At 55.9% G+C, this 13,421-nt stretch carries 9 protein-coding genes; 6 read left to right on the forward strand and 3 right to left on the reverse strand.

What is annotated here, in order from left to right:
- Positions 1–26: 26 nt before the first annotated feature.
- The 3 genes from gshA to R0I78_RS03220 are packed head-to-tail and all read left to right on the forward strand — an operon-like array spanning position 27 to position 3,186.
- Positions 27–1,610: a glutamate--cysteine ligase gene (gene gshA, locus R0I78_RS03210; RefSeq protein WP_317074289.1), complete on the forward strand. Its 1,584-nt coding sequence runs from the start codon at positions 27–29 to the stop codon at positions 1,608–1,610.
- The gene (locus R0I78_RS03215; RefSeq protein WP_317074290.1) at positions 1,607–2,371 is read left to right on the forward strand and encodes a helical backbone metal receptor; all 765 of its coding nucleotides are present in this window, start codon (positions 1,607–1,609) and stop codon (positions 2,369–2,371) included. The genes gshA and R0I78_RS03215 overlap by 4 nt, the downstream gene beginning before the upstream one ends.
- Positions 2,368–3,186, forward strand: a complete 819-nt coding sequence (locus R0I78_RS03220; RefSeq protein ID WP_317074291.1) for a hypothetical protein — start codon at positions 2,368–2,370, stop codon at positions 3,184–3,186. Before R0I78_RS03215 ends, R0I78_RS03220 begins: the two co-directional genes overlap by 4 nt.
- Positions 3,187–3,237: 51 nt before the next feature.
- Here R0I78_RS03220 and R0I78_RS03225 read toward each other — a convergent pair whose 3' ends face one another.
- Both R0I78_RS03225 and R0I78_RS03230 read right to left on the reverse strand, forming a co-directional pair.
- Positions 3,238–6,210, reverse strand: a complete 2,973-nt coding sequence (locus tag R0I78_RS03225) for an autotransporter domain-containing protein (protein WP_317074292.1) — start codon at positions 6,208–6,210, stop codon at positions 3,238–3,240.
- Positions 6,211–6,543: 333 nt separating this feature from the next.
- Positions 6,544–7,290 (reverse strand): outer membrane protein assembly factor BamD, encoded by a 747-nt coding sequence (locus R0I78_RS03230; RefSeq protein WP_317074293.1) that lies wholly within the window; start codon positions 7,288–7,290, stop codon positions 6,544–6,546.
- A gap of 102 nt (positions 7,291–7,392) precedes the next feature.
- On the opposite strand from R0I78_RS03230, the gene rluD reads away from it, so the two are divergent.
- The 3 genes from rluD to clpB all read left to right on the forward strand — a co-directional run bounded on the left by rluD (position 7,393) and on the right by clpB (position 11,766).
- Positions 7,393–8,373, forward strand: coding sequence for a 23S rRNA pseudouridine(1911/1915/1917) synthase RluD (rluD, locus tag R0I78_RS03235; protein WP_317074294.1), 981 nt, complete (start codon positions 7,393–7,395; stop codon positions 8,371–8,373).
- The gene (gene pgeF, locus R0I78_RS03240) at positions 8,364–9,092 is read left to right on the forward strand and encodes a peptidoglycan editing factor PgeF (RefSeq protein WP_317074295.1); all 729 of its coding nucleotides are present in this window, start codon (positions 8,364–8,366) and stop codon (positions 9,090–9,092) included. The genes rluD and pgeF overlap by 10 nt, the downstream gene beginning before the upstream one ends.
- Before the next feature lie 100 nt (positions 9,093–9,192).
- Positions 9,193–11,766 carry an ATP-dependent chaperone ClpB gene (gene clpB / locus R0I78_RS03245; protein WP_317074296.1) on the forward strand — a complete coding sequence of 858 codons (2,574 nt, stop codon included), beginning with the start codon at positions 9,193–9,195 and terminating at the stop codon, positions 11,764–11,766.
- An 82-nt stretch (positions 11,767–11,848) separates the two neighbouring features.
- Here clpB and R0I78_RS03250 read toward each other — a convergent pair whose 3' ends face one another.
- The gene (locus R0I78_RS03250; RefSeq protein ID WP_317074297.1) at positions 11,849–13,048 is read right to left on the reverse strand and encodes an NnrS family protein; all 1,200 of its coding nucleotides are present in this window, start codon (positions 13,046–13,048) and stop codon (positions 11,849–11,851) included.
- Between the last annotated feature and the right edge of the window lie 373 nt (positions 13,049–13,421).

Genomic DNA, 13,421 nt, shown 5'->3' on the forward strand with positions numbered 1-13,421 from the left:
AGCACCGCGGCCAAGAGCGAACCATAATGACCAAAACAACCGCTTCCCTGCAGCAGCGCCTTCGGGCATTTCAGCGTTCCGACAAACTGCCTTCCATCAAGGGCATTCGTCGCGGCATAGAGCGTGAAAGTCTGCGTATTACTCCCGACGGCCAGCTGGCGCATACCCCCCATCCCAGTGCATTGGGCTCGGCCCTGAGCCATGCTCATATCACCACTGATTTTTCCGAGTCACTGATGGAGTTCATTACGCCGGTATCTGACTCGGTAGAAACCTTGCTGGCTCAGCTCAGTGATATTCATCGTTATACGGTGCGTCACCTGGATGGCGAACAGCTCTGGCCGCTGAGCATGCCCTGTTTGCTGAAAAGAGATCAACATATTCCCCTGGCGCAATATGGCAGTTCCAATGTGGGCCGCATGAAAACCCTCTACCGGCAGGGGCTGCATCATCGTTATGGCAGCAGCATGCAGGTGATCTCGGGAGTACACTTTAACTTCTCCATGCCCGACAGCTTCTGGGTAGACTGGCACGAGCTGGAAGGTAACGGCAGTTATCTGCAGGATTTTGTTTCTGAAGCCTACCTGGGGTTGATTCGTAATTTCTACCGCTTTGGCTGGCTTATTCCTTATCTGTTTGGTGCCTCGCCGGCATTGTGTGGCTCCTTTCTGCAGGGCCGGGAGCATAAACTGCCCTTTGAGCGGCTGGGCAAGGGCACCCTATATCTGCCTTATGCCACTTCATTGCGCATGTCGGATCTGGGCTACACCAACAATGCTCAGGCCGGACTGAATATTTCCCTGAACAGCCTGGATGAATATGTTGCCAGCCTGCGCCGGGCCATTGGCACCCATGCGCCGGAATTTGCCCGCATCGGCGTGAAAGTGGATGGCGAATACCGTCAGCTCAACGACAATGTGCTGCAAATCGAAAACGAGCTGTACGCGCCTATCCGGCCCAAGCGCACCGCCGAAAGCGGCGAAAAACCGTCAGAAGCGCTGGAAGCGAGAGGCGTGGAATACATTGAAGTGCGCTCGGTGGATGTAAATCCCTTCTCGCCGGTGGGCATAGCGCCTGAGCAGATCCGTTTTCTCGATACCTTCCTGCTCTGGTGTCTGCTCACGCCCTCGGCACCGCTGGAAGAAGACGAAATTGCCCTTAACCGGCGCAATTTCAACAAGGTGGTGATGGAAGGGCGCAAGCCCGGCCTTATGCTGGAGCAGTTTAACCAGGACGACATCACCATAAAGGAACTGGGCGAGCATTACTTTGCCGAGCTGGCAGACGTGGCGGCACTGCTTGACGCCTGCTGTGGCAGGGGCTGTTACGGCAAGGCTCACCAGCAGCAACTGGCGGCCATGCGCGATCCCGGGCTGACCCTGTCGGCAAAAGTGCTGAGCGAGCTGAAACAACGCAACACTGACATTTTGCCCTTTGGCATGGAGCTGTCACGTCGCTACGGCGAACATTTTGCCGGCGTGACCCCCCGTTACTGGGATGACAACTACTTTGATGAAGAAGGGGCCCGCTCCATTGCCCGCCAGCGCAAGCAGGAAGAGTCCGACTCGGTCAGTTTTGATGACTTTCTTAAGGCCTATTTTGGCCAATGAGTGCTGCCAGTCCGTTAAGAGTGGTCTGTCTGGTGCCCTCCTGGACCGAAACCCTGATTGAAGCCGGTGTAAATGTAGTGGGGCGTACCCGCTACTGTGTGCATCCGGCCGACCGCGTCAGCACCATACCTGTTGTAGGCGGTACCAAAGACGTGAACTGGGAAAAGGTAGCGGCGCAGACGCCGGACATGGTGGTGTTCGACCAGGAAGAAAACACTCAGGCCATGGCCGACAGTTGTCCTTACCCCTGGGTAGCCACGAATGTGACCTCGGTACAGGCCATGCCGGCGGCGCTGGAGCAGCTGGCAAAGGCGCTGAATTGTGACGCGCTTTTGCATATGGCCGAGCGTTATCGTGCCGCGCTGGCCGCACCTGTCAGCCGCTCAGGCCGTCAGCTGCCCTTGCTGTCCGATAAACATAACAGCAGTCTGTCGGTACTCAATGATGACCGGCCGCTGCTTTACCTTATCTGGCGTAAGCCATATATGACGGTGGGCACAGATACCTTTATTCACTCCCTGTTTACTCACCTGGGACTCCCGCTGATAACCCCCGGCGAACGTTATCCCGAGGTGGATGAAAACTGGCTGGTGCAGCACAAGCCCGTGCTGCTCTGTGCCAGCGAGCCCTATCCCTTTGCCGGCAAGCTGAACGCAGTAAAAGACGAGCTGCAGCTCGACGCTTTGCTTATCGACGGCGAACCCCTGTGCTGGTACGGCATTCGCAGCCTGCGGTTTCTGGAGTCGTTGCAATCATCATGAACAAGAAAAAAAACCTTCACGGGCTGGCACTGGCACTTGCGCTGGCCGGTTGCACGGCACCTGCCGATGACCAGCGTAGTGAAAATGCTGGGCGTATAGCCGGGCAGGGCAGCTTGGTCTCCATGCCGGTTTCCACCACCTTGCCGGTTCGCGTCTGGGGGCGGCTGGCCACTGAAGAGCCAGTGCGTATTTATATTGAAGGGGATGGCGCGGCCTGGCGTAACAGCCGGCAGCCGTCCATAGATCCCACCCCTCATAATCCGGTGGCGCTGAAACTGGCGGCGGCAGACAGTCACGGCTCAGTGCTGTATCTGGGCCGGCCCTGCCAGTATGACGCCAACCCGGCCAGAGGCTGCCATTTTAGTGAGTGGACCGAGCGCCGCTTTGCTCATGTGGCCGAGCTGGAGCAGGCCATTCAACAGCTTGTATCTGCCGAGCGCAAACTGATCCTGGTGGGCTTTTCCGGTGGTGCCAATATGGCGGTGCAACTGGCGGCAAGACTGCCCAATGTGATCGGGCTGGTAACGGTGGCGGGCAACCTGGATACAGCGGCCTTTACCGGCTATCACAGACTGCGGGATGAAGCCTTTGGCCACAATGCAGCCCTGCTGAAGGGGCTGAGTACATTGCCCCAGCTGCATTACACCGGCACTGACGATGTCGAGATCCCCCCTGAACTGACTTACCTGCAACTTGCCCTCGTGACCAACAAGCGCTGCCTGCGAGTGAGAGAGTTGCCGGGCGTGGGCCACGGCGGCCCCTGGCATATCGACTGGCCGGCGTTTGCCGCCTTGCAGCAGCGCTGCCGGCCATAAACAAAAAAGGCGAGCCGAAGCTCGCCTTGAAACACAGGGATATTATCGAGCTCAGAAGTCCCAGCGGAACTTGAGGGCACCGGTGTTGGCGTCGAAGCCGTCACCATTCCAGTTGTAGTTGTACTCGGCGCTAACGGTGAGGTTGTCACCGCGCATTATCTCTACACCCACACCGGCCACATAGCGGTTTTCTTCGGGCTTGCGACCGGAAACAGTAAAGGTTTCCGCCGGTGCGGCCGCAAAGGCCACTGTGCTGCTCTGAGCTTCGGACTCAAAGTCATGGAAGGCACCCAGCATCAGGCTGGGCGTTACCATGGCATGGCTCAATTGATAGTCTTTGCTCAGCTCTGTGGTCAGGCCCAGCTCCAGACGATCAAAGTCCTGTTCACCAATGGTAAGGGCGGCGGGAGAGCCGGTTTCGGTATACCCATCCACCGACAGGCGGGCCGCTTCCAGCGACAGGGTGGGAACAAAGCGGGTGGCATGCGCCGGCTCAAACTGGTAACCGGCCCCTACGCGGGCACCATACAGTTTGCTGTCGTAATTGGCGTTGGCACCAATGTTACGGCTGCTGTCGTTATCACCCCAGGCATAGTAAACCTGTCCGTCCAGCAGGAGCTGACCGATGGCCTGAGCACCATAGGCGGTGGCCATGTGGTAATCGGAGTCGGTACGGCTGCTGGCAGTCTTGCTCTCGCTACGGACAAAGCTGTAGGCCGTACCCAGCACCAGGCCGCTGCTCAGCTCGGTGTCGGCACCCAGCACAAAGCCGCGGCTGTCGGCATCATAAGCTTCACCATGGCGATTATCCTGCTTGCCATTGGACACCAGTCCTTGAATCCAGAGACCACTGTTGGTGAAAGCATCCCCGGAGGCCAGGCCACGAGCACGAACGGACACCTGAGCGCCGGCCTGACTGCTGGCATTCATGGCAGCGGCTACGCTGGCACCGGAAGTATCGGGCAGGTATTGAGCAACCGCTTCAGCCAGATCCTCTGTATTTGAGGTGCTTCGCTGGATCATTTGCTTCAGCTGTTGAACGGCGGGGGTTTCAGGCAGTTGTTCCAGTTTGTCAAACACCCGGGCCACTTGCTGGATCTGCTGAGTCTTGCGGGTACTGACGGTAGCCGGTTTATTGTTGAGCTCTTCCTGAATGCCTGCAGAGTAGGACGTGCGGTCAAAGGTCAGTACCAGATTGCCATTGGCGTTACGTTCAACCTCGGCCACAGTAACCAGATCGGAGCTCACCACATAGTCAACATTGGTGTCGGTCAGGGTGCCGTTGGCCCTGAGCAGTTCCACTTTGGTACCACTCTGCACATACAGATCGCCCTTGCTCAGGTCGATCAACACCCGGCTGCCTGGCTGAAGATCGATATTATCAGCGGTCAGGCTGGTTTCTTGATGCAGGTCCATGGCCAGGGTTGAACCGGCAGTCTGCATATAGTCACCGGCAATGGTGCGGTTGCCTTCCACATAGAAGGTACCACCGTGGTTTGCCACGTTGCCGGTGATCTGACCACCGGTGTAGTTGGTGCGGGTAACACTGTTCATGCGCAGAGCAGTATCGCCATTTAGCTCGCCGGCCAATTGGTTAATGGTCAGACTGCCGGTCACACTGTCACCAATATAAATGCCATAACTCGGATATTCAGGAGCAGAGGAAGGATCAGCCTTGATAGTACCGACGTTGTTGATGGCACCGTTGACCTGGGTTGAGTTCAGGCTGATGGCCATATGGCGACCATCGATGATACCACTGTTGTTGATATTACCGTTGAAGCTATTGTTGGTTCCGCCACTAGTATATGAGCCAATGCCATACAAACCAGCGATACGTCCACTGTTGTTTATATCGCCATTAAATACGCTACCCTGAGTTAGCAGAATGGCAGCATCACCATTGGCTTCCAGCAGGGAAGTATCCGTCAGCTTATTATCAAGCAGTGTTTCGAATTGTTCATCGGTGGCGTTACCGGTAGAGTCATCGTACCAGGTAACACCTTCGGCCACGATGATGCCTTCGTTTACAATGCCACCATTAATCTGACTGTTGTTGAAAGCGATGGCGACCTTGTTGCCAAGAATGATGGGTTGCGAGCCGGCAGGCTGATTATCTCCTGAATGCTCGTTTACGATGTAACCATTCAGAGCGCTATCGTTAAATTCAATAGCTGTTCGACCACCCACAATTTTTGCGGCGTCCTCACGAGATACGTTATGAATGCCGCCAGTCAGAGTGCTGTCACCATTCACACTGATGGCAGCGCCCTTAGTGGCAGTGATAAATCCGCCGTTCATCGGGGCTTCGGAGTTACTCCAGTCTTCATTGATGATCAATCCGTCTACGGTGCTTTTAGCGATATCAATGGCATTGCCAAGCCCCATGGAAACAATTTCGCCGCCATTGTTGGTCAGTAGCTCTTTCGCTCCATTCCAGATGGGAACAACCGGTTCGTCCCCTTCTTCCAATTCGCCGAAATCTACACCGGTCAGGTTGCTGTTGCTGATGGCAATGGCAGCAGCGGTACCGTTATGCTCAATGTGAGCACCGTTGGTTTCGATAATGGTTGCTTGAGACGTGACGCCGTCAAAAACAAAGGTACTTTCACTACCAACCGTCAAAAACTCCTCAGTCGGCTCGGCAGTTTCGTCACTATTGGCATTCCGCAGATCAAGGTCCATTCGGCTGAGATTAGCATTGGTAATGTTCAGTAAAGAATAGTCTTTGCTGTAGTAGAGAGCGCCGTCCGAGTAGGGGTAGTTTGTTGTGTCGCTATTCACCTTGCTGGCAAGGTTAGGCTCGAAGAGAGAGCTGGTTTCAATGTAGTTTTCATCACCATCCGAAACGGTTGGGATTTCGCTTATAGCTTTAGATTCTCCACCACCAACGCTCACCGAGCCCGTACCTTCGAGGGTAATGATACCAGCGTTGCTATTAATGTCGGCGGCAGCCAGTGCCGAAGAAGACATGGAGATAGCCATGGCAACCGCCACTGCCAGTTGTGATTTTTGAAAGGTCATTTTGATCCCTGTGTTGTGCTGCATTTCCGTTTTTTAAATACGCTCCGCCGGCTGCCGGGCAATAGCATGCCGTGGCTTCTGTTTTGGTTTTGCGATAACTCGAAACCCGAAGCGATCAAAGGGCGTGCTTGGCGCTGGGATAGGCTTCGCACGAAGCGCATTTTATCCACAGCATTCAAATGGGATCAATCATTTTGAAAAAGTTGCAATGCAAATTTCATGCGTAATGGCAAAAACTGGCGCACAGGTCTCCAAGGCCGGCTCTCAGTGGCTAGGGCATTGACATAAAAAAGCCCCAGCAGTGCGGGGCTTGGGTAGCAAAGGGGAGAAAATTCAACCCGCCGGATAGTTGGCCTTGAGCACTGCTTTGGCGTGGTTGGCCATTTCGGTCAGGCCCAGTTTGTTGTAAGCCTGCTCCATAATCTCAAGAGCGGGCTTGAGTTGCTCGGTGTCGGGATAGGTTTCCACTACAAACTTGGCCCGGTTGGCGGCAGCCAGCCAGGCTTTGCGTTTTACGTAATAATTGGCCACTGCCAGATCATATCGGGCCAGACGGTTTTTCAGGCTGATCATGCGGGCCTTGGCATCAGCGGCATAAACACTGTCGGGGTGCTGGCGCAGCAGCTGACGAAAATCGGCAAAGGCCTGGCGTGCATAGGTAGGATCACGATCTGCGCGATCTATGTTGAACAGGTTCTGAAAGAAATTGTAGTCTGCCGACATATTGGTCAGACCGCGCATATAGCGGGCATAGTCCACGCTGGGGTGATTGGGGTTCAGGCGAATAAAGCGATCTATGTTGGCCAGCGCCCGTACTGTATCGTCCTGTTTGTAGTAAGCATAAATGAGATCCAGCTGTACCTGATTGGAGTAGGCACCAAACGGATAGCGCGAGTCCATGGCTTCCAGCAACTCGGCAGCGCGAATGTAGTTTCCGGCCTGCAGGCGTTCCCGGGCATCCTGGTACAGCACTTCCGGTGCTTCGTCCGGAACGTCGTTTTTGCTGGAGCTGGAGCAGCCGGTGGCGGCCAGCGCCAAAGTCAGTGTCAGGGTGAGCCAGAGGCTTGATTGTTTCGCCATTGAAAAGTCCATTGTGATTGCAAAGTTCGGAAACTGATTAAGCTCAGCGTCAAGAACCGCTAGAATAACCAATTAAATATCATTTGGTAACCAGTGGTCTTCATGAGCCAGCATATAGAACTGAACGGCGTTGTTGCCGATCATCAATACGGTCAACGTCTGGACCAGACGTTGGCGGAAATGTTCCCCGATTATTCCCGTTCTCGCATTAAAACCTGGATTCAGCAGGATCTGGTGCAAATTGACGGTGCCGTCGTCAGCAAGCCCCGGGAAAAAGTGCTGCCCGGCCAGCAGGTGGTGGTGAATGCCGAGCTGGAAGACGAAGTCCGGTTCGAGCCTCAGGCCATTGAACTGAACATCGTCTATGAAGACGACGACATCATGGTGATCAACAAGCCTGCCGGTCTGGTGGTGCACCCGGGTGCCGGCACTCCCGACGGCACTTTGCTCAATGCGTTGCTGCATCATTGTCCGGCCATTGCCGAGGTGCCCAGAGCCGGGATAGTGCACCGGCTCGATAAAGACACCACTGGCCTGATGGTAGTGGCCAAGACCATACCGGCGCAAACCCATCTGGTTACCGCCTTGCAGGCGCGCAATATTACCCGGGAATATGAAGCCGTGGCCATTGGTCATATGACTGCCGGCGGCACGGTGGACGCCAATATTGGCCGTCACCCTACTCAACGTATTCAGATGGCGGTAACGCCTTCCGGCAAGCCGGCGGTGACCCACTATCGAGTGATGGAAAAATTCCGCGCCCACACCCGCTTGCGGGTACGGCTGGAAACCGGCCGCACCCACCAGATTCGTGTGCATATGGCCCATCTCAAGCACCCGCTGGTCGGTGATCCGGTATACGGTGGCCGGCTCAAGCCGCCCCGTGCTGCCGAGCCCGAGCTGATGGATTTTTTGCGGGGCTTTAAACGCCAGGCGCTGCATGCGGTGATGCTGCGGCTGGAACATCCCATCAGCGGCGAGCTGATGGAATGGCATGCCCCCATTCCCGACGACATGGTTAAACTAGTTGAGGTGCTGCGCGCCGACACCCAGGCACATCCGGATGATCTGGTATGGATATAATTCTGCCTAACTGGCCGGTACCAGCCAATGTTGGATCGGCGCAAAGCACCCGCACCGGCGGCGTGAGTGCGGCACCCTGGCACAGCCTGAATCTGGGCGCTCATGTGGGCGATCATATCTCCCATGTGCGCGCCAACCGGGAGCGACTGGCGGCGTGTCTTAATCTGCCGGAAGATCCGTTGTGGCTGGAACAGGTGCACGGCACTCGTGTGCTCACCCTGCCGGCAGAAAACGACAATCTTACCGCCGATGCGGTGATCAGCCGTACACCCGGACAGATTTGTACTGTGATGACGGCAGACTGCCTGCCGGTGCTATTCTGTGATGAAGCCGGTACCGTAGTGGGAGCTGCCCATGCCGGCTGGCGCGGGCTGGCTGCCGGCATATTGGAAGCCACCCTGCAGGAAATGGACGCGGATCCTGCCTCTGTGCTGGTCTGGCTGGGCCCGGCCATAGGCCCCACTGCCTTTGAAGTGGGAAGCGAAGTGCGCGATGCCTTTATGGCGCACTCGGCGCTGGCGCAAGATGCCTTTGTGGCTCATGGAGAGAAGTGGCTGGCCAATATTTACCATCTGGCCCGGCTGCGGCTGGCAGCAGCTGGGGTGCACCATATCTACGGTGGTAAATACTGCACCTTCACTGACTCTGAACGATTTTTTTCCTACCGGCGCGACGGCCAGACCGGACGCATGGCCACCATGGTCTGGCTAAATGAGTAAAAACCAATAAGCACCGGTTGAAAATTCGTCGAAAGTCCCCATTCTTAGTATCAGAATTAAGCTTGTATGCCCGCTGTGCGGGCGTTTGAGGAGAAAGCTGATGCGTCTTGATCGTCTTACCAGTAAATTTCAACTTGCCCTGCAAGACGCCCAGTCAATGGCGCTGGGGCGGGATCATGCCTATATAGAACCGGCTCACTTGCTGGTAGCCATGCTTAACCAGGAGGGCGGCACCATACGCCCGCTGCTCACCACTGCCGGCGTGGACGGCAATGCCCTGCGGGTAGAGCTCGATAAATCTCTTGACCGCCTGCCCAAAGTCAGCGGCGGCGATATGGATGTGCAGGTATCCCCTGTGCTGGGCCGGCTGTTGAACCAGTGCGACAAGCTGGCTCAGCAGCGTAAGGATGCCTACATCTCTTCCGAACTGTTTCTGCTTGCCTCCCTTGATGACAAGGGCGAGCTGGGTGAGTTGCTCAAGCGGGTGGGGCTGACCAAAGACAGGCTTACCAAGGCCATTGATCAAGTGCGTGGCGGCCAGAAGGTAGATGATCCGAATGCGGAAGAAAATCGTCAGGCACTGGAAAAGTACACCATCGATCTCACCGAGCGGGCCGAGCAGGGCAAGCTGGATCCGGTGATCGGCCGGGATGATGAAATTCGCCGTACCATTCAGGTGCTGCAACGGCGCACCAAGAACAACCCTGTGCTGATCGGTGAACCCGGCGTGGGTAAAACCGCCATTGCCGAAGGACTGGCCCAGCGCATTATTAACGGTGAGGTACCGGAAGGGCTCAAGAACAAACGGGTACTGTCACTTGATATGGGCGCGTTGATCGCCGGTGCCAAATATCGCGGTGAGTTTGAAGAGCGGCTCAAGGCGCTGCTGAACGAGCTTGCCAAGGAAGAGGGCAGGGTGATCCTCTTTATCGACGAGCTGCACACCATGGTGGGGGCCGGCAAGGGCGAAGGGGCCATGGACGCAGGCAATATGCTCAAACCGGCGCTGGCCCGGGGTGAGTTGCACTGTGTGGGTGCGACCACACTGGATGAATATCGTCAGTATGTGGAAAAAGACGCAGCGCTGGAGCGGCGTTTTCAGAAAGTGCTGGTCGATCAGCCGACGGTGGAAGACACCATCGCCATTTTGCGTGGTCTTAAAGAACGCTATGAGCTGCACCACCATGTGCAGATCACGGATCCGGCCATCGTGGCGGCGGCGACGCTGTCTCACCGCTACATTGCCGATCGTCAGTTGCCCGACAAGGCCATTGATCTGATCGATGAAGCGGCGTCCAGCATTCGTCTGCAGATCGACTCAAAGCCCGAGCCGCTGGATAAACTCGACCGGCGTATTATTCAGCTCAAGCTGGAAGAGCAGGCGCTGCTTAAGGAAGACGACGAAGGCAGCCGCAAACGGTTGCAGCTTATTCGCGACGAGCTGGACGAGAAAGAAAAGGAATATGCCGAGCTGGAAGAGGTATGGACCTCTGAAAAAGCCGCACTGGCAGGCACTCAGCATATCAAAGCCGAGCTGGAGCAGGTTCGTCAGGAGCTGGAAGTGGCCCGCCGGGCCAGCGATCTGGCGCGTATGTCCGAGCTGCAGTATGGCCGCATTCCCGAGCTGGAGAAACAGCTGGATCTGGCCGCTCAGGCCGAGATGCAGGAGCAGCACCTGCTGAAAAACCGGGTTACCGATGAAGAAATTGCCGATGTGCTGTCGCGCTGGACCGGCATTCCCGTGGCCAAAATGCTGGAAGGGGAAAAAGACAAGCTGTTGCGTATGGAAGACAGCCTGCATGAGCAGGTGATTGGCCAGAACGAGGCGGTGGATGCGGTTTCCAATGCCATTCGCCGCAGCCGGGCGGGGTTGTCGGATCCCAACCGGCCGGTGGGCTCCTTCCTGTTTATGGGCCCCACCGGGGTGGGCAAAACCGAGCTGTGCAAGGCGCTGGCGGATTTTCTGTTCGACAGCCGTGACGCCATGGTGCGCATCGATATGTCGGAATTTATGGAGAAGCACTCTGTGTCCCGTCTGGTGGGCGCGCCTCCCGGTTACGTGGGCTATGAGGAAGGCGGTTACCTGACCGAGGCGGTGCGGCGCAAACCCTACTCGGTGATCCTGCTGGACGAGGTGGAAAAAGCGCACCCGGACGTGTTCAACATTCTGCTGCAGGTGCTGGATGACGGCCGCCTGACCGATGGTCAGGGCCGTACCGTGGATTTCCGTAATACGGTGGTGATCATGACCTCCAACATCGGATCGGATCTTATTCAGGAGCACAGTGCTTCCAAAGATTATGATCAGATGAAGGCCATGCTGATGGAGGTGCTGGGGCATCAGTTCCGTCCCGAGTTTATTAACCGTATCGACGAAATAGTGGTGTTCCATCCGCTGGCGCAGGAGCAGATCAAGTCCATTGCCCGCATTCAGCTGCAAGGGCTGGTGCAGCGGCTTGAGGCCATGGACTATGACGTGTCGGTGACCGATGCCCTGCTGGACAAGCTGGCTTCTGCCGGGTTCGATCCGCTGTTTGGTGCAAGGCCGCTCAAGCGGACCATTCAGAGCAAGGTGGAAGATCCCCTGGCTCAGGCCATGCTCTCTGGCAAAGTGGTGCCCGGTAAAGCACTGACACTCGATGCCGACGACAACGGTCTGGTACTGAACCAGTAACCGGGCAGCACAAATAACGTGAAAGGGAGAAGACCAGGTCTTCTCCCTTTTCTTTTGTTTTCTGCTCTTCGTTTTTACGCCCTCAGCCGGGGCGTCCATCTGCTCTGGGCTGTGTCAGTATGGGCCAGTAAATCCGGCAGAAGAGACCAAAGGCCATCACCCAGGCCAAAGCGCTCACATCATAAGCCATACGGGTCAGGCCGGGGGCCAGCATGGGTAACAGAGCGCGCACCAGGCCGGCAATAATCACCAGCATAAAGGCGATGACCATGGGCTTTTTCAGCTCCAGTGGCCGGCCCGAGTGGCCCAGAGACACACGGGCAATCATACCCAGGATTACCGTGCCCATGGCACCGGCAGTGAGCCAGTGACTGGCCAGTGACACTGTAATGCCCCAGTTAAGGATGGCGGCCGCCATGGCCAGCAGCCCCAGTGGAACAAACAAATAACCGATGTGCAGCACCCACAGCAGCGGAATGTCTTTGGTCAGCTTGTTGTTCCAGCGGGATAAGCGAACAAAGTGCGTCACAGCGGCAATCACCAGTACCAAGGTCAGTAAACCATTAAACAGCGAGGTTCTCGGCAGCATCAACCAGCCCAGGGTGGCCAGCCAGATAGAGCCCAGTGCCAGTTTCTCCAGTGCAGGAATGGCTTCAGGTTTGTCGGTACCGGTGGCTCGGGCAGTAAAAAACGGAATCACCCGGCCGCCCATAACAGTAATAAGAGCGGCAATCGCCAACACGGCGGTTGTGAACACCCGCTCCGCCAGCAGCCAGTTATGGCTGAATGCCGCGTAGTAGCTGAGCGCGTTTAGCAACATCATAAACATCAGCAGGGGAGCAAAGAACAGATTGCGCCATTGCTTTACCTGAATAACCGGCCGCGCCAGAAAGCCGGCGACCAAGGGCAACCAGAGTAAATCCAGCACTATCACCAGGTCGTTCAGCTCGCCTCGCAACGGCATCAGCAAGCGGGGCAGCAGCCAGAGACCGGAAACCAGCGCCAGCGGCCAGCCGCGCACGCCGGGAATGCCAGTCCAGTTCTGCATGGCGGTAAGTACAAACCCCGCGATAATGGCCAGACCAAAACCAAAGATCATTTCATGAGCGTGCCACCAGATAGGGTTGCTGACACCGGGCAGCAGTGCCATACCTCTTAAAGACAGCAGCCACACCAGCATGGCCAGGCAGGAGAACAAGGCTCCGCCAAGAAAAAATACGCGAAACCCCAGCCGGAACAGGGGCACTATTTTGTTTTCCTTTTGTGCATCCAAAATTTGCATATAGCCACCTTTAATTGCATTTCATATGACTATTATAAGTGTTCACGTCAAAGGCAACTTGAATCAGATCAAAACTAGTCAAAAAAACCGCTGCAGTATGAATTTTGAGCGAACGGTTTTAAAGTGACAAAAAACGTCAAAAAAGCCCTTGCGCAAAAATCGCGGCTCCCTATAATGCGCATCCACTGACACGGGGCAACACGCCAACGGTCACAAGAGTTTGAAGACAACGAAATAAAGTTTGATTCAACGCTTGACGAACACCAAGAGTTGCGTAGAATACGCAGCCCTGACCAGCGAAAGCGGTCAACGCTCTTTAAGCAGCCTTGAGCTGCAGAGCATCGCTCTTTAAAAATTAGTATCAAGCAAACTG

It is taken from the genome of Oceanimonas sp. CAM02 (assembly GCF_032842915.1).
Taxonomy (GTDB): Bacteria; Pseudomonadota; Gammaproteobacteria; order Enterobacterales; family Aeromonadaceae; genus Oceanimonas; species Oceanimonas smirnovii.